The organism is Luteibacter sp. KNZ12-1A (assembly GCF_056755675.1).
In genome coordinates this window covers 24,072-40,731 of record NZ_JBPGXU010000015.1, presented here as the reverse complement: position 1 = coordinate 40,731, position 16,660 = coordinate 24,072, and the positions used below count along the sequence as shown (strand labels likewise).

General features: G+C 66.1%; 9 protein-coding genes. 4 read left to right on the top strand and 5 right to left on the bottom strand.

Translation table 11 applies throughout. The features are described 5' to 3' along the window. Positions 1 to 23 precede the first annotated feature (23 nt). Positions 24 to 8,543 carry a glycoside hydrolase family 94 protein gene (locus ACR9ZJ_RS05610; protein WP_481287124.1) on the bottom strand — a complete coding sequence of 2,840 codons (8,520 nt, stop codon included), beginning with the start codon at positions 8,541 to 8,543 and terminating at the stop codon, positions 24 to 26. Positions 8,544 to 8,696: 153 nt separating this feature from the next. Between ACR9ZJ_RS05610 and ACR9ZJ_RS05605 the strand changes: the two genes are divergently transcribed. Both ACR9ZJ_RS05605 and ACR9ZJ_RS05600 read left to right on the top strand, forming a co-directional pair. Further along, entirely contained in the window at positions 8,697 to 9,416 is a 720-nt protein-coding gene (locus tag ACR9ZJ_RS05605) for a Crp/Fnr family transcriptional regulator (protein ID WP_481287123.1), read from the top strand. A gap of 80 nt (positions 9,417 to 9,496) precedes the next feature. Further along, positions 9,497 to 10,570 carry a redoxin domain-containing protein gene (locus ACR9ZJ_RS05600; RefSeq protein WP_481287122.1) on the top strand — a complete coding sequence of 358 codons (1,074 nt, stop codon included), beginning with the start codon at positions 9,497 to 9,499 and terminating at the stop codon, positions 10,568 to 10,570. 19 nt (positions 10,571 to 10,589) lie between these two features. Here the strand turns inward: ACR9ZJ_RS05600 and ACR9ZJ_RS05595 are convergent, their stop codons facing one another. From ACR9ZJ_RS05595 to ACR9ZJ_RS05585, 3 genes are all read right to left on the bottom strand, one after another. Then, complete coding sequence (locus ACR9ZJ_RS05595) at positions 10,590 to 11,681, bottom strand: ATP-grasp domain-containing protein (protein ID WP_481287121.1); 1,092 nt, start codon at positions 11,679 to 11,681, stop codon at positions 10,590 to 10,592. A 62-nt stretch (positions 11,682 to 11,743) separates the two neighbouring features. Then, the gene (locus tag ACR9ZJ_RS05590) at positions 11,744 to 11,917 is read right to left on the bottom strand and encodes a hypothetical protein (RefSeq protein ID WP_481280329.1); all 174 of its coding nucleotides are present in this window, start codon (positions 11,915 to 11,917) and stop codon (positions 11,744 to 11,746) included. 240 nt (positions 11,918 to 12,157) lie between these two features. Continuing rightward, complete coding sequence (locus ACR9ZJ_RS05585) at positions 12,158 to 13,705, bottom strand: MDR family MFS transporter (RefSeq protein ID WP_481287120.1); 1,548 nt, start codon at positions 13,703 to 13,705, stop codon at positions 12,158 to 12,160. Between the two features lie 112 nt (positions 13,706 to 13,817). On the opposite strand from ACR9ZJ_RS05585, the gene ACR9ZJ_RS05580 reads away from it, so the two are divergent. Next, the gene (locus ACR9ZJ_RS05580) at positions 13,818 to 14,480 is read left to right on the top strand and encodes a TetR/AcrR family transcriptional regulator (protein WP_481280327.1); all 663 of its coding nucleotides are present in this window, start codon (positions 13,818 to 13,820) and stop codon (positions 14,478 to 14,480) included. Between the two features lie 29 nt (positions 14,481 to 14,509). Further along, positions 14,510 to 15,178: a phosphoglycolate phosphatase gene (gene gph / locus ACR9ZJ_RS05575; protein WP_481287119.1), complete on the top strand. Its 669-nt coding sequence runs from the start codon at positions 14,510 to 14,512 to the stop codon at positions 15,176 to 15,178. A 10-nt stretch (positions 15,179 to 15,188) separates the two neighbouring features. Here the strand turns inward: gph and ACR9ZJ_RS05570 are convergent, their stop codons facing one another. Continuing rightward, positions 15,189 to 16,562: a serine hydrolase domain-containing protein gene (locus tag ACR9ZJ_RS05570; RefSeq protein ID WP_481287118.1), complete on the bottom strand. Its 1,374-nt coding sequence runs from the start codon at positions 16,560 to 16,562 to the stop codon at positions 15,189 to 15,191. Positions 16,563 to 16,660 lie beyond the last annotated feature (98 nt).

Here is a 16,660-nt window from a genome sequence, read left to right as displayed (position 1 = left end):
GTCGTTATCGCGCCGGGCCACCGTCAGCGGCGCGGATAGGTCACGTGCACGTCGTGCCGAAGCCCGTCATCGATTCGCTCGAGTTCCCCGCCATCGACCACGAGGCCATCGAGGCGAACGCTCGTTTCCTCGCCCGCCTGCGTAGGACGAAGATCGATGTCCCAGGTCGTGGTGCCGTGGCGGTACTCCACGCGGTATCCCGCCCATGCCCCTGGCACGTTCGGCTCGAAGCGCAGCTTGCCGCCGCTGAGCCGTATTCCCAGGAGGGATTCCACGAGCAGCCGGTACATCCATCCAGCGGAACCCGTGTACCACGTCCATCCGCCACGCCCGACATGAGGCGCGACGCTGTAGACGTCCGCGGCGATGACATAGGGCTCGACCTTGTAGCGCTCGACGGAAGCGATGTCGCCCGTATGGCTGGCTGGTCCGATCATGCGGGCAAGCTCCCAGGCCCGGTCCGGCTGTCCTGTCCTGGCGAATGCCATCGCCGCCCAGACCGCGGCGTGGGTGTACTGGCCACCGTTTTCGCGTACGCCTGGAACGTAGCCCTTGATGTAGCCGGGCTCCATCGCCGTCCGGTCGAACGGGGGATCGAGCAACCGGATCAAGCCCGCGTCGCGGTCTATGAGGTGGCCGTCCAGCGAGGCCAGCGCCTGCGTCGCCCGTTCGGTGCCGGCCACGCCCGACAGTACCGACCAGCTCTGCGCGATGGAGTCGATCCTGCATTCCTCGTTCCCGACCGATCCCAGCGGCGTGCCGTCGTCGAACCATGCGCGGCAGTACCAGTCGCCATCCCAGGCTTCCGCTTCCAGGCTGGCGGCCAGCGTGTCGGCCTCGGCGAGACAACGGTCCGCGAAAGCCGCATCGCCATGTCCTCGCGCGGTCACGGCGAACTCGCGCAGTACATGACTGAGGAAGAAGCCCAGCCATACGCTCTCCCCCTGCCCGCCGATGCCGACCAGGTTCATGCCATCGTTCCAGTCGCCGCCGCCCATCAAGGGCAGGCCATGGCGCCCACGGGGCATCGCGTGCTCGATCGCCTGCATGCAATGCTTGTAGAGGGTCGCGCTCTGCCCGGAGGGGCGTGGCAGATCGTAGTTGGATTCCTCACCGGCCCGCAGGGCGCGTCCTTCGATGTATTCGACCGTCTCGTGCAAGACGTCGACGTCGCCGCTGCATGCCACGTACCGGCTCGTCGCCAGTGGCAGCCACAGATAGTCGTCGGAGCACGCGGTGCGTACGCCTCGCTCCGTCGGTGGATGCCACCAGTGCATCACATCGCCTTCGACGAACTGATGCGCGGCGCATACCAGCAACTGCGCACGCGCCAGCGCCGGCGCGGCATGCTGCATCGCCATCGAATCCTGCAACTGGTCGCGAAAACCGATCGCGCCCCCGGACTGGTAGTAACCGCTGCGAGCCCACATCCGGCTGGCGATGGTCTGGTAAAGGAGCCAGCCATTGGCGAGCACGTCCATGGCGGGCTCGGGTGTCTCGACCCGTACCCTGCCCAGTACATCCCGCCAGTGGGCGCGCACCGTCGCGAGTGCCGCCTCCGCGGTGCCGTCCATTCGCACACGCTTCACCAGCGCACGGGCCTCGGTGTCGCTGGAGCACATCCCCAGGCGGATGACGATATCCTGGGACTCGCCGGCAGACAGCAATACCTCCATGCGCAGGGTGCCGCAGGGATCGAGTCCCGCGCCGACACGGTTCGACCAGTCCTGGCGGCGCATCGCCAGCGGCGAAGCGAGCGATCCGTTGCGGCCGAGGAACTCGGTGCGGTCACCGCCGATCCTGCGCTCCGGATCTCCCACGTCGAGGAACGCCACGCGCCCCGGGAAGTCGCTGTTATAGGCATTGCGTGCGAACAAGGCACCCGTTGCGGCGTCGATATCGGTCACCACATGCATCACGTTCTTTTCGCGGATGTCTCCGAGCAGCCACTCCACGTACGCGGTGATCGATATGCGCCTGGGAGCGTTTCCCTCGTTCGTTAGCCTCAACACATGAAACTTCACGGGAAGGTCGATCGCGACGAATAGATCGAGCCGCGAACGGATGCCTTCCTCGACGTGTTCGAACGTGCTGTAGCCGAAGCCGTGGCGCGTCGTGTAACCGCCGGCGCCCCGCACGGGAAACGGGGTCGGCGACCATACATGGCCGCTGGCCTCGTCACGCAGGTAGATCGCCTCGCCGCCCGCGTCCTCCACGGGATCGTTGTGCCACGGCGTCAGGCGGCAGGCATGGGCGTTCTCGGCCCATGTATAGGCGGAGCCGCTCTCGGAAACGATACTGCCGAACGAGGGATTGGCCAGCACGTTGCACCACGGGGCGGGGGTGACCGCGCCGGGGGGCAGTTCGATCACGTATTCGCTGCCGTCGTCTGAGAACGCCCCGGCCGCCGTCGTCCGATCGGCTGGCGGTGATGCCGGTCTCTGCGGCCAGGAGGCCGCTTCGACCGGCGGGGGCCGTGAGTCGAGCCGGTGGCGTTCCATCTGCTCCGCGAGCGAACCGAGGGTGTCCACCACCACGATGCGCGCGCTTGCCTGCATCACCATCCGGTCTTCGTGGGAAAGCGGCTGCGCCGCCCGGATGAAGACACCGCCGGGCCGGTCCAGCAGGCTGGCTTCGGAGCCGGACGCCAGCAATCCGGTCAGCGCGTCGTGCAATGCCTGACGGTAGCCGGTGCTGTCCTCGTTCCAGATCACCAGGTCGACCAGGAGTCCGCGCATTCGCCAGTACGCGGCGGCGCGAACGAGGTCGCGCGCGATATCCAGGCGGGCCATGTCGCCGATCCGGAGCAGGACGATCGGAAGGTCGCCGGAAACGGCCTGGCCCCATAGGCCGGATTGCCCACGCGCGTTGGCCGCGATCAACGAGGGCTCCGCGCGCAAGGCCAGGTTCGGGTACAGGATCGAGGTCGCCATGTGCTCGTAGAGCTGGGCGTCGGCGAGCGTCGCATTGGCCTGACGCAACAGCACCTGGCTATGCGTCCAGGCGAGGTCGAACACGCGATCGCAAAGGTGGCGATCGCGGTACTTCTCGATCAGGCGCAGGCAGGCCTCACGGCCGTCCGCGACACCGGTGACGAAATCCAGGGTCGCCGTCTGCCCGGGATCGAGCGTCACGCTGACGCGGATCGAGACGATGGGATCGAGGACGGCACCGTCGCTTCCCGACAGATGGGACACCCCGGGATCGAGCGCCGCGGGATGCGCGGTGCTTCGCCCCCGGCCGATAAAGCGGGAGCGATCGGTCTCGTACGATATGGCATCCACGTCGGCATCGTGCACCGCCACGAGGTGGCACATCCATGGAATCTGCTCGTCGGCGGATCGTGGCCGGCGTTTGCATAGCAGCGCCTGCATCTCTTCGACGATCTCCGTCGTCACGAAAAGCTTGCTGAAGGCGGGATGCATCGCGTCACCGATCGGATCGGCCAGCACCACCTCGGCGTAGCTCGTCAGTTCGATGCTGCGACGGGTACGACCGTGGTTGGTCACGCGGGTGCGGCGCAATTCGATGTCGTCCTCGGGCGAGACGACGATCTCCGTATGCGTCTCGAACCCACGCTGCCGGACACGGAACTCCGCCCGGGACTCGGAAAAAATAGCCTCGAATCGTTCCGTGCGGCGACCGATGGGCTGGTACGACGTCGTCCAGGTATCGCCAGACTCCGGGTCCCGCAAGTAGCAGAACATGCCATGCGCGTCACACGTGATGTCCTCACGCCAGCGGGTGACCGCCATGGCGTTCCTCCGGCTGTAACCGCCACCGCCACTGTTGATCATGACGTGGTAGCGGCCATTCGACAGCAATTGCACGGCCGGCCGCGACCTGCCGGGATCGGTGAACAGGCGCAGGCGCGCTTCGGGCGTCGGTGTCGTGGTGGCGCCATCGGAGAACTCGGTGGCGTGCAGGTACTCCGACGCCGTTCGCGGAATGCGTTCCTGCAACAGCAGGCTCGTGGCCATCACCGAGGGATCCGTTTCGAAGCGGCGCCGCATGGGCTGGTCGAGCAGGAGATGCTCGATGGCCAGCAACGCCATGCCCTGGTGGTGCGCCATGAACGAACGAACCACCGCCGCGCCTTGCCCGGGCGGGACCCGGGAGGGCGTGTAGTCGATCGCCTCGTACATGCCATGACGCGTCGCCATGCCCAGGTCCACGAGGCGGCGAAGGTTCACGATCGCCACTTGCGGAGCGACCATGAGGGCCAGCGCGCTGGCGTAAGGCGCGACGACCAGGTCGTCGCCCAGCCCCCGCTTGAGTCCGAGTCCCGGCACCCCGAAGGCGCGATATTGGTACGTCCCTTGGGCGTCGATGGTGTTGTAGCCCGATTCGGAGACACCCCACGGCACGTCGCGTTGCTTGCCGTAGGCGACCTGCCGCGCGACGGCGGCACGACAGGTCTGTTCCAGCAGGCTTCCCTCGTAGCTGGGCATGACCAGCATCGGCATCAGGTACTCGAACATCGACCCGGTCCACGACAACAACACCGTGGATGTCCCCGACGTGGTGAGCAACCTGCCCAGCGCGAACCAGTTGTCCTGGGGTACCTGGCCTTCGGCGATCGCGACGAAACTGCCCAGCCGGGCCTCCGATGCCAGCAAGTCGTAGAACGAGGCATCGAGGGCCCGCCTTTCGACGTCGTAGCCGATCGAGAACAAGTGCCGGCGCTCGTCGTAGAGGAAAGCGTGATCCATGATCGACAACTCACGGGCGAGCGCCGCGAGTGCCGAGACATCGCGCATGCGCTCGACCGCAAGGACTTGCGCCGGAGTCCCTGGTTCGGAGGCGGCGATACCGCCCAGTGTCGGGATCGCGGAGGACGCGGTGGAAGCGCCTTGCCACTGTCGCGCATCGGCAAGCAGCTCTTCGCACTGGACGCCCACGCGTTCGAGCCAGAACGCCACCTCGGCGGATGAGGTGCGCGCCAGTCGCGCGGTCACCGTCCGCAGGTGCTCGCCCTGACGCATCGCCAGGGCGAGCACCTCGTCGAGGTTGGCCGGGGGTGAATCCATCGCGCTCGCCAATGCGGCCGACCAGGTTCCCAGGTCGGCTTTCGCATCGGCCGTGCCGGCTTCGTGGGCCAATATGTCCACCGAGTCGCGCAAGCCGAGCAGCGACGACATCCGGAAGACCGGTTCGTCCGCCAGGGCCAACAGTCCACGTTGCAGCGTGAGCAGGTGACCGGCGAGGTTGCCGCTGTCCACGCTGGAGACATACAGCGGCGGCAAGGGAGCGAGCGTATCGGTGGCGTACCAGTTGTAGAAGTGCCCGCGGTGTCGCTCTAGCGAGCGCATCGTCTCCAGCGTGGCGGATGTCCGCTGGATGAAGCGGCCCATGCCGATGAAACCGAAATCGTAGGCGGCGAGGCCGGAGAGCAGCCCAAGGCCCATGTTCGTTGGCGATGTGCGCCTCGCCACGACCGGGTCCGGGGTCACCTGCACGTTGTCGGGCGGAAGCCAGCGATCCGCCGGACCGACATATTCCTCGAAGAACGACCATGTACGCCTTGCCAGGCCGCGAAGGAAACGCCGCTCGGCGTCGTTCGGCTCGAAGGCCGATCCGATCCTGGGGCGGCTGATCCACCAGGCGAGTACCGGCGAAAACGACCATAGGAGAAGAACGGGCATGGCCACCGGCAGCACCGCCGGGCGGACGAAACAGAGCGTGGCGACCAGGCCGGATGCCAGCACGGGTCCGGCCCACATCGCCCGCCATGGAACACTCCGTGATCCACGCCCCCGCCGTTCGACTTCGCTCGACGAACGCCATTCGAGCAGATGCCGCCGGCTCACTGCCATGCGCCAGAGGGAACGCAGGATCGCATCGAGCCCGGATGCCGCCTCGTGGGGCAGCCACGCCATGGACAGTATCAGCCTCGCGCCGTGCTGGCCCGCCCCCGCCAACGACACGCGAAGGTGCTGCGACCAATCGATGTCGCTCGATTTGCGCGAGGCCTCCATGAGTGCCTGGAGCAGTACGGGCACGAAGGTCATGGACAGTATCGCCAGGGTCCAGGTCGGCGCGGGCCGTATCCACAACCAGCCCACGACAAGCAGCGCCACCGACGCCAATGGCACCAGGCTGCGCCTCAGATTGTCGAAGATCTTCCAGAGCGACAGCGCCGACAGGTCGTTCCGCCGCCAGCCCGTCCTGCCGGGGACCTTCGGCAGCAACCAGGGCAACAGCTGCCAGTCTCCACGTATCCAACGATGGCGCCGCAGCATGTCGTCGACGTACCGTTCGGGAATTTCCTCGAACACGGTCACATCGCTGAGCAAGGCGGAACGCGCGAAGCAGCCTTCGATCAAGTCGTGGCTGAGGACACGCTCGTCTCGCAGCCGTCCCGCCAGTGCACGCTCGAACGCATCGATGTCGTAGATGCCCTTGCCGATGAACGAGCCCTCGTGGAAGAGATCCTGGTAGACATCGGACACGGCGCGCGTGTAAGGATCGATTCCCGCGTCGCTTCCATAAAGGCGCGCGAAGAGCGAACGCGCGCGTGCAGGCAGGCCGATGCCCGCACGGGGTTGCATGATCCCGTAACCGGAAAGCACCTTCCTTCCGTCGCTGGCGAACACCGGCCGATTCAATGGATGGTCCATCGCGGCGACCAGCAGGTGCGCCGTATCGCGCGGTAGCTGCGTATCGGTATCCAGCGTGATCACATAGCGAAGGAACGGCAGGCTGGACAATCGCCCCACGACGCGCATGAAGGCCTCCGAGCCTTTGCCACGAAGCAGCGCGTTCAGCGCCACCAGCTTCCCGCGCTTGCGATCGGCGCCGATCCACCGGCGCTCCGTCTCGCTCCATGTCCGGGGCCGGTGGAAAAGGAAGAAGCGGTCGGCGTCGGGCGATGCGTACTTCGCATTGAGCGACGCGATCAGCCGGTGCGCCGAATCGAGGATGGCCGCATCGCCTGGCATCGAGGCGGAGTCCGCATCCATGAAATCGGTGAGCAACGCGAAATACAGGGCGGTGTCGCGATTGGCGAGGAACCGCACTTCGAGCGATTCCACGATGGACTCGACATCGTCCATGGAGCCCAGCAACGTCGGCACCACCACGATCGTGGACGCCTGGGCCGGTATGCCCTCCGCATAGTCCATCCGTGGCAGCGAATCGGGTGTCGTGACCAATGTGGCCAACAGGTTCAACAGGCTTATCGCGAGCTGGCTCGCCACTAGCAGCGAGCCGATGACGATGCCCGCCATCGCCCACGCGGGCACCGGCGGCGACGAAGCCGTCGCGATGACTCCACGGCCCAACACCGCCGTGACCACCACCAGGGCGGACAGCGCGAAGGCAAAGGGAGCCGTGTCGAAGATACGCCGGCAGCGCGTGGCGAATCCGGGCCGTACTCCCAGCTCGTCTTCCATCGCGCGCGCGCCGGCGCCGATCAGGTGAAAACCGACATGCCTGGCCAACTCGTCGTTGTCCGGTCTCCCGCAGGCGGCCAATACGGCACGCGCCGTCGCCACTTCATCGCGGCGGCTCGTTCGGGCCAGGCGCTCCACGGCATGCCGGTAACGGTCGCGCGTGGCGAAGTCCATCGCCGCATGGATCGACGCCGGATCCTCGCGCAGGATAGCCTCGACCTGGCTCGCTTCCTCGACGAAGTCGCGCCAGTCGATGGTCGCCAGCGCGCGCAGGCTTCCGATGCTGTTCGCGACGGAAACCTGGTTGGCGGCCTGCTGTTGCGATTCGACCTGCACGAGGTAGTCGATGCTGCGGCCGGATTCCGACAGCCGCTGTTCGACCCAGCCCAGCGGCATGGCCAGTGCCGGGCCCTGCCCTTGCAACCGGCGCGCCAGCTCAGCGACGAAGGGTGCGCTCATCACCGGCGAGGAACGCGCCATGTCGGCGACCACGAGGACGATGTTCTTCGGATCGTTCACGGCCATGCGAGTCATGGCGTCCGCCCAGCGCGTGGCACGGTGCCGCCGGGAACGGTCGAGCATCACCCTCACCGCGATGCGCCGCAGGTTTTCGATCAAGGCCAGGCGCAGCATGATGGGAATGGCCCACAACTCGCCCAGGCTGAGCGGCACGATGGCCTGGTAAGCCTTGAGGAAACGCGCCAGGCCTGCCGCGTCGAGCCGGCCGTCGCCATGCGAGATCACTTCCAGGGCGATATCGTAGACCCGCGGCAGGCCCTTCGAGGCGCCGTTCTCCAGTTGTACCAGCTCCCGGCTATAGCCTTTGGGAAAGTCCTTGTGGGCGATCCGTATGTGTTCTTCGATCAGGTAAAGATTGTCGAGCAGCCATTCCCCCGCGGGGGTGGCGCCATCCACACGCCGGCCAGCCGCCACCAACGCCCGGCAGGCTTCGAGGATGACGGTCTCGTTTTCGGCCAGCCGTGGGAGTAGCCATTCCGACGATCGCTTCCGCGCGAGTCCATGGCGGCTCGCCAGTACGGACCCGTGGGCTTCCAGCTGGTCGGCGTTGAAGAGTTCGGAACGGAGCGCCGGTTCACGTTCGGCGGCAGGCGCTTTCGTGGCGGTGCGCCACATGGTCTTGCCGGTCACACGCCGGCGCTGGTGCGGGGAAAAGGGATCATGGCACTCTTTGGGCCCAGGATGCCGGGCAGACGCCCACCCTGCACCCATGCGAGCGTATTGTCGGTGCGCTGGCGCACTTAGGTAGTAGACTCCCGGGGCGGACCCCATGGAGGAAAGCGCATGGCCTCGGCTCTGGATCCGCGCGACAACCGTTTGCTCGCCATGTTGCCCGATGACTCCCTCGCGTCGTGGTCGCCCCTGCTCGAACCCATCGATATGCCCCTGGGGCAGGTGTTGTACGAGCCGGGTGTACGGCTGGGCCACGTCTATTTTCCCACCACGTCCATCGTTTCCCTCCTCTACGTGATGGAAGACGGCGCCTCGGCGGAAATCGCCGTGGTCGGTAACGAGGGCATCGTCGGCATCTCGCTTTTCATGGGCGGGGAATCGACCCCCAGCAGGGCGCTGGTGCAAAGCGCGGGAAAGGGATTCCGGCTGGAAGCGGCGGCGATGCTGCGTGAATTCAATCGCGCTGGGCCGGTTCTCCACCTGCTGCTCCGTTATACGCAGGCCCTCATCACGCAAATGTCGCAGACCGCCGTCTGCAATCGACACCATTCGCTCGACCAGCAGCTGTGCCGGTGGTTACTGCTCAGCCTGGATCGCCTGGGCGGGAGCGACCTCGTCATGACCCAGGAACTGATCGCCAACATGCTTGGCGTGCGCCGCGAAGGCGTCACGGAGGCTGCCGGACACTTGCAGCGTGCCGGGTTGATCCACTATCGGCGTGGACACATCACTGTGCTCGATCGCGAAGGGCTCGAGCGACGTACCTGCGAATGCTATGCCGTGGTCAAACGGGAATACGACCGCCTGCTTCCGCAAGACAGGCAAGACTGAGGCCTCGCCACGAAGGCACGTCCCTCCAAGAGATCCGGTGCGAATTGTAGTGACATGTCGCCGGATACCGGGAGCGCTTCATGAAACCATACACGTTGCTGGCGATCTCGCTGGCGTTCACCACCGTGTTTTCCCAGCCGGCCGCTGGTGGCGATGCCGTCGCTTCGCCCCCCTCGGCGATCGAACTCCCGGTCGAGGGCCGAATGCCGTCCCTCACCGGCGCGACGACCTGGATCGGCTCCCCGGCACTCTCGCCCGCCGCGTTGCGCGGCAAGGTGGTGCTCGTCGATTTCTGGACGTACTCCTGCATCAATTCACTCCGGCAAGTCCCTTACCTTCGCGCATGGGCCGCCAGATACGGGAACCAGGGCCTGGTCGTCATCGGCGTCCACTCGCCGGAGTTCGGCTTCGAGAAGAACCTGGACAACGTGCGCACCGCGGTGAAGGACATCGCTCCCGGTTATCCGGTCGCCGTCGACAGCGACCATGCCGTGTGGCGTGCCTTCGACAATGAATACTGGCCCGCCCTCTACGTCGTCGACAGCCAGGGACGCATCCGCCACCACGTCTTCGGCGAAGGCGAATACGAACATACCGAAGCGATCATCAGGCAATTGCTGGCCGAAGCCGGGCACGCCGATTTGCCCGCCGGACCGACCAAGGTGACATCCGAAGGCGTCGAAGCGCAGGCCGATTGGGCGCAACTACGTACGGGCGAGACCTATGTCGGTTACGACCGTGCCGACGGCTTCGCTTCCCCAGGCGGCATGCGGCAGGGCCGGAGCAAGACGTACGCACGTCCCGACGACCTGTCACCCGGTGGTTGGGGTTTTGCCGGGGACTGGACGGTCAAGGCGGAATCCGCGCAGTCCGACAAGGCCGACGCTCGCATCGTCTTCCGTTTTCATGCACGCGACGTCCACCTGGTGATGGGGCCGTCGTCGAGCGGCGCGCCCGTTCGTTTCCGGGTGCTCATCGACGGCAAGCCGCCGGGCGCCGGCCACGGTGTCGATGTCGCCGCCGACGGCAGCGGCACGGTGAGCAAGCCGCGGATGTACCAGTTGATCCGGCAGGCGGGTGAGATTACCGACCGGGACGTCGAGATCGAGTTTCTCGATCCGGGTATCCAGGTCTATTCCTTCACCTTCGGATAGCCGCACGCCGCCGCGTCGCCTATTCCAGCGTGAACAGGGAACGTTCCGGCAGGTTCGTCCGTACGCCGGCGCGCAAGGCCGCATAGCTGTCCGACTGCCAGAAGGCCTCCATCGAGACAGGCGCCAACGCATCGATGGACGCATCGGTGCGCCCGGTGACGAGCAAGGCGGTCATGCTTTGCAACACCGGGTATTCGGGCAGCAAGTCCTCGACGAACAGGAACTGGCCGGCCTGGTTCACTTCGAGGAAATGGAAATCCCCTTGCTTGTCGACGGCGAGATCGATGCATCCGAACACGAGGCCGAGTTCGCGCATGAACGTGCGCAGCTTCGCTTCAACCCCCGCAGGCAAGGCTATCGCCTCTGCGCGGAAGGCCGGATCCTTGCCTTGGCCCCGCCAGTCGATATACGCGTCGCCCTGCGCCTTGCCCAGGCTCATCGCGAACACGCGATCGCCGATGAAGGTGACGCGCACATCGTGGCGCTTCTCGATGTAACGCTGGTAGATGCCTGGACAGACCGCGATGGCCTCCGCGGGCAATTCGCTGTCGCCGTTGAGCAGCGTGACGCCGACGGCGTGCATCCTGCCGCTTGCGCGCTCCTGCCACTGGTGCACGAGGAAACTCTTGAACACGACCGTACCGCACCGCCGGATCAGCGCTTCCACCTCGGCGACATCGGTGGTCACCAATGTCTCCGGGAACGGAATACCCAGGCGCCGGCAGGTGTCGAGTTGCACGAGCTTCAACTCCGCCCGCTGCGATGCCGCCAGCCCATTCACCCACAAGGCATCGCCGTAGGTGCTTTCGAGACTGAAGACATTACGCTGGAACAGTTTCCATTCCCACGTGGCGAAGTTCCTGTCTTCCTCCGCGCAGTCGGGCACAGGGTCATGCAGCCGCCTGTTCCATACCGACCCGATGCTGTCGCCGGCCAGAAGCGAATCGCTGAACGACGTACCCTCGCCTCCCGTCCGCACGCTGTAGTGGATGCCTCTCTCCGCGCGTAACGAAGGCATCCATAAAGGCTCGACGCCTTGCTGGCGGATCGCCCATGCCAGTGCGCACGCATGTGGGTCGTTCGAAGGAGCGAGGATCAGGGGACGACGCATGGAACCTCCCATGACGATGCGCCCCGCGAGTGCGGGGCGCGGGGTCGGACGATGCGTACGTATCAGCCGCCGATGATGCCGATTTCCGGTTCCGGACGGTCAGGATCGGTGTAGATGGTCAGGAACAGGCCACCCTTGTCGTCCTCGGGAACCGCGGCCACCTCGAAGGCGCTGAGGCGGGCGAAGGCACGGGTCTTCGTGGATGCATCGTGGGACTGCGAAGCGTTGTTCGTCATAGCGGATGACTCCTTGGTGGATCGCACGGGGTTTGATCGTAAGGAATAACGCTGTAACCCAAGCGCCGCGGCGATGGGCCGATCGATACTACGTCGCCCGATGGCCGTGAATAGCGTCTGCCCATCATCCCTGCCGGAAATGCACACCCACTCCACCATGAAAGCCCTTCAAGGCGGCAGCCCAGCTCAGTGGCAACCCCTTTGGTGGGAGCCGCTCTGGTGGGGGTCGACCCCCACACGTCAGTGCGCGCGGCGCAATGGCACGTCGCGCAGCCACCACGCCAGGACGAACGCCACCGCCATGACCACCGCCGCCACGTGATACACCGTGTGCAGCGAGGCGCCGAAGGCGTGGAGGTAGCGGTCGTGGATCGCCGGCGGGAGCGCGCGCACCGCGTCGGGCCCCAGGGAGCGCGGCGTGCGGGGACCCTCGGGCATCACGTCGTTCAATCGCGACTGCAATCCATTGCTGAAGATGGCGCCGAACGCCGACACGCCGATGGAACCCCCGATCGAACGGAACAGGGTGACACCCGATGTCGCCACGCCGAGGTGTTTCGCCTCCACGCTGTTCTGCGTGGCGAGGATCAACACTTGCAAGACCATGCCCAGGCCGAGGCCGAGAAAGCCGGCATAGAGGTAGATCAGGTACAGCGGATCGCTGTCGCGCACCGTGCCCAGCAGGACCAGGGCGATCCCCGCGATCAGCGTGCCGAGGATCGGAAACACACGGTACCGGCCGAACCGGCTGATGAGGCGCCCGGACGCGATGGAACTGACCAGCACGCCACCCATCAGCGGCAACAACTGCAAGCCCGCACCAGTGGGCGACACGCCCTTCACCACTTGCAGGTACAGCGGCAGGTAGGTCGTGGAACCGAACAACGCCGTGCCCACGAAGAATCCGATGAGGCTGCTGAGCAGGAAGGTGCGGTGGCGGAACAGGTGCAACGGGATGATCGGCTCCGCCGCCACGCTTTCCTCGTAGATGAAACCGACCACGCCGACCACCGCGAACGCGAGGATGAACCACAACTGCGCCGAATCCCACGGCAGCGTGGTGCCTCCCTCGGTGGTGAACAGGATGAGGCAACTCAATGCCAGCGCCAACCAGCCCGCGCCCCAGTAATCGATCGTATGGCGGACGTGGCGCACGTGCGGATGGAACACCGCGGCGATCACGGCGATGCACAACACGCCCAACGGCAGGTTCACGTAGAAGATCCAGCGCCACGAAAGGTGGTCGACCATGAAGCCGCCGAGCAAGGGGCCGATCACCGTGGCCAGTCCATAAACGCCACCGAACAAGCCCTGGTACTTGCCGCGCTCGGCCGGAGGGATCACGTCGCCGATCGACGCCATGGTCACCACCAGCAGGCCACCGCCACCCAAGCCCTGCAAGGCACGCATCAGGATCAACTGGGTCATGTCCTGCGCGAGCCCGCACAGGATGGAACCTAGCAGGAAGATCACGATGGCGGTCTGCAGGACGATCTTGCGACCGAACAGGTCGCCGAACTTGCCATACAGCGGCACCACCACCGTCGACGTGAGCAGGTACGAGGTCACCACCCACGACAACTGGCTCAAGCCCCCCAGCTCGCCCACGATGGTCGGCAACGCGGTCGAGACGATGGTCTGGTCGAGGGCGGCCAGCAACATCACCAGCATCAGGGCGATGAACAGCAGGCGCAGCGACGGAACGGGTGCCGGCGCGACGGGAACGGGATCGGGCGCGGCGATGCTGGCCGGCGTCGCCGCGGCATCCTGGGCTGTTTCGGTCGTCACGGCGCGCCGCCTGCAATTAATTAAGTGGTGAGTTAATATATGCCCGGCACCGCATGCGGTCAAATGCCGGGCCATTCATGGTATCCATGCGGTCATCGATTCCGGAGACACCGTGGTCACTACTTCCCCCCGCAAGGCTCGCCGTCCGGGCCGTCCACCCTCCCACCCCGACGGCCCGGACCAGCGAGAACGGCTGGTCGGCATCGCGCTGGAGTTGTATGCGCGACAGGGCTACACCGCGACCACGCTCGCCGCGATCGCACGTGCCGCCGGCATGACGCCCGCCGCGGTGCACTACTACTTCAAGACGCGCGAGCAACTGTTCGACACCATCTTCGACGTACACATCGCGCCGATGCGAGCGCGGATCGACGACATCTTCCAGACGCACGCGAACGACCCGGCGGCGGCGTTCGCCCGGCTCGCGGAACGTTTCGTCGAGCTTGCCGCCGAACATCCGTGGATGGGCCCCGTGTTCTTCGGCGAGCTGCTCAACGACCACGACCTGTTCAAGCAGCACCTGCGCAAGCGGGTCAAGGCGAGTCGACAGGCCGCCCTGGTCACGGCCATTCGCCGCTGGCAGGACGAGGGCCGGCTGAACAAGGCGCTGGACCCCGTCCTGCTGATGACCTCGGTACTCAGCCTGACGGTGTTGCCGATGACCGCGCTGCGCAAATGGAAGGACGACCCCCTGCGCAAGCACATCGGGCCGGAGGAGATCACGCGACACGCCGTGGCCCTGCTCGGCCACGGGCTGGCGGCGCAGAAGGCGTAGAATCGTTGTCTTTCGCGCGGAGCGGTGCCTTGTCCTTCCCCTACTCCCTCGTCATCTTCGATCTCGACGGCACGCTGGTCGACAGCGCGGCCGACATCGCCGAATCGGTGAACCGCACGTTGCGGGACTGGAAACTGCCCACCTACGACACGAGCCAGGTCACCGGCTGGATCGGCGAGGGCTCGCGAAAGCTCATCACCTATGCCTTCCGCCATGCGGGAAGCGACGCGGATATCGACGAGGTCATGCCGGGTTTCCTCGCGCATTACGCGGAAACCGCACTCGACGGCGTCGCCTACGACGGCGTGGTCGAGACGTTGAAGGCGCTTCACGCGCGGGGTGTGAAGCTGGCGGTATGCACGAACAAGAACGAGGAATTCGTGCGTCCCTTGCTGGAGGTACGCGGCATGCTGCCTTACATCGACGGCATCGTCGGTGGCGACACCTTGCCCGAGCGCAAGCCCAGCGGCGTGCCCCTGCGCCACCTCGCCGACGAGGCGCGCGTGCCGATCGGACGAAGCCTGATGGTCGGCGACTCCGAGAGCGACGTGCTCGCCGCGCGCGACGCGGGCATGGACTTCGTCCTGGTCAGCTACGGCTATCGCAAGTCGCTCGACCTGTACGGTGCCGGCGCGGTGGCGGTGATCGACCGCATGCCGGAACTCCTGTCCCTCGCCTCCTCCGAAGCCGTCGGCTGACCCGGCTTTCTCACCGCGTGGCCGCGATGGCCGCCTCGATCAGGCCCACGTCGTCGACGATGCCGTAGTCGGGCGGCGCGGAGTAACCGAAGCGCACCACCACCAGATGCTCGGACGGCACGATGTAGATGCGCTGGCCCATGGTGCCGCTGGCGAAGAATCCGTCCTTGGGGAAGCCACCCTCGACGCGTCGGCGGGCCAGGTCGCTCGGGCCGTCGTTGGTCCAGAAGCCGGCGCCGTAAGGGGCTCCCAGCGTGGAGGTTCGCGACCAGCCGACCCAGCCTTCGGGAAGCAGCCGCCTACCGTCCGGCGCGATGCCATCGCTCAGGTAGAGCATGCCGAAGCGCGCATAGTCGCGGGCGCTGGCATACACGTAGGTGGAACCGACGAAGCTGCCTCGTCCGTCGAATTCCATGGTGACCTCGCCCATGCCCAGCGGATCGAACAATTCGCGCCGTGCGAACGCGCGAAGCCCCGCGGGACCTCCACCCACCTTCTCGCCCAGCAGGCGATCGAGCAGTATCGTGTTTCCCGAGGTGTATTCGAAGGACGAGCCCGGCGGCTCCTTCGCCGGTTGCGCGGCGGCGAATCCCGCCATGTCGGCATGCAGGAATTCCATCCTCGCCACGGGGCTGAAGGCCGATTCGGCTTCCTCGATGGCGAGCCCGCTGCGCATCCGCATGAGGTCTTCGATCGTGATCGCGGCGCGTGCGTCGCCCGGCGCCTTCCACTCGGGCGCGTCCACGGGCTGGTCCGCGCGCAGCCTGCCCTTCCGCGCGAGGATGCCGAGGAAGGCATTGGTGAACGACTTGGCGACGGAAAAGCTGATCAAGGGCGTGTGCACGCCGAATCCAGGCGCATAGCGTTCGGCGATCACGCGGCCATCCTTCACCACCACGACCGCTTTCACGCGCTTCGGCGGCTTGCCCGGTGCGTCCCGGAAGACACGGTCCACCGCGGCGGCGATCGCGGGTCGTGTGGCGGCGACGACATCGGCCGGTGCGAATCCATCGGCAACCGCCACGGCATGGCTCGTCGCATCGGCGGGCAGCGGGCGGTTGCCGGGCAAGACGAGGCGGCAACCGTACCCGGGTACGAACTCGGCGCGGGCCAGCGACCGGAACGGCCCGGAAACCTCGACGCCGGCCGGATCTCGCGACACATGCGGCGTGAGCAGACGGGCGGCGGTATCGCCGATCATCGGCGTCACCAGTTCGTCGTACGTCCGCTTCGGGTCCTGATTCCCCACGAAGGTCATCGAACAGACGTGGTGGGCCGCGACACCCGCGGCGACACGCAGCGCCTGATCCGGACGGAATACCGCCCATCCCACGGCGCCGAGCGCGACAAGGATTCCGGCAGCGACAAGGGCTTTCTTCGCCATGATTGATCTCCGACAGGTGGACGGAGTGTGGAGCGGCACGGGCCGCCCGCAGGTGCCGCCAGGGACGAAGCCAGGAGTGCCGGGGACGAATCCCGGCC

Coding starts and splice junctions, on each gene's coding strand:
- ACR9ZJ_RS05605 (WP_481287123.1), top strand. CDS start 8,697: ATGGCCTCGGCTCTGGATCCGCGCGACAACCGTTTGCTCGCCATGTTG.
- ACR9ZJ_RS05600 (WP_481287122.1), top strand. CDS start 9,497: ATGAAACCATACACGTTGCTGGCGATCTCGCTGGCGTTCACCACCGTG.
- ACR9ZJ_RS05595 (WP_481287121.1), bottom strand. CDS start 11,681: ATGCGTCGTCCCCTGATCCTCGCTCCTTCGAACGACCCACATGCGTGC.
- ACR9ZJ_RS05590 (WP_481280329.1), bottom strand. CDS start 11,917: ATGACGAACAACGCTTCGCAGTCCCACGATGCATCCACGAAGACCCGT.
- ACR9ZJ_RS05570 (WP_481287118.1), bottom strand. CDS start 16,562: ATGGCGAAGAAAGCCCTTGTCGCTGCCGGAATCCTTGTCGCGCTCGGC.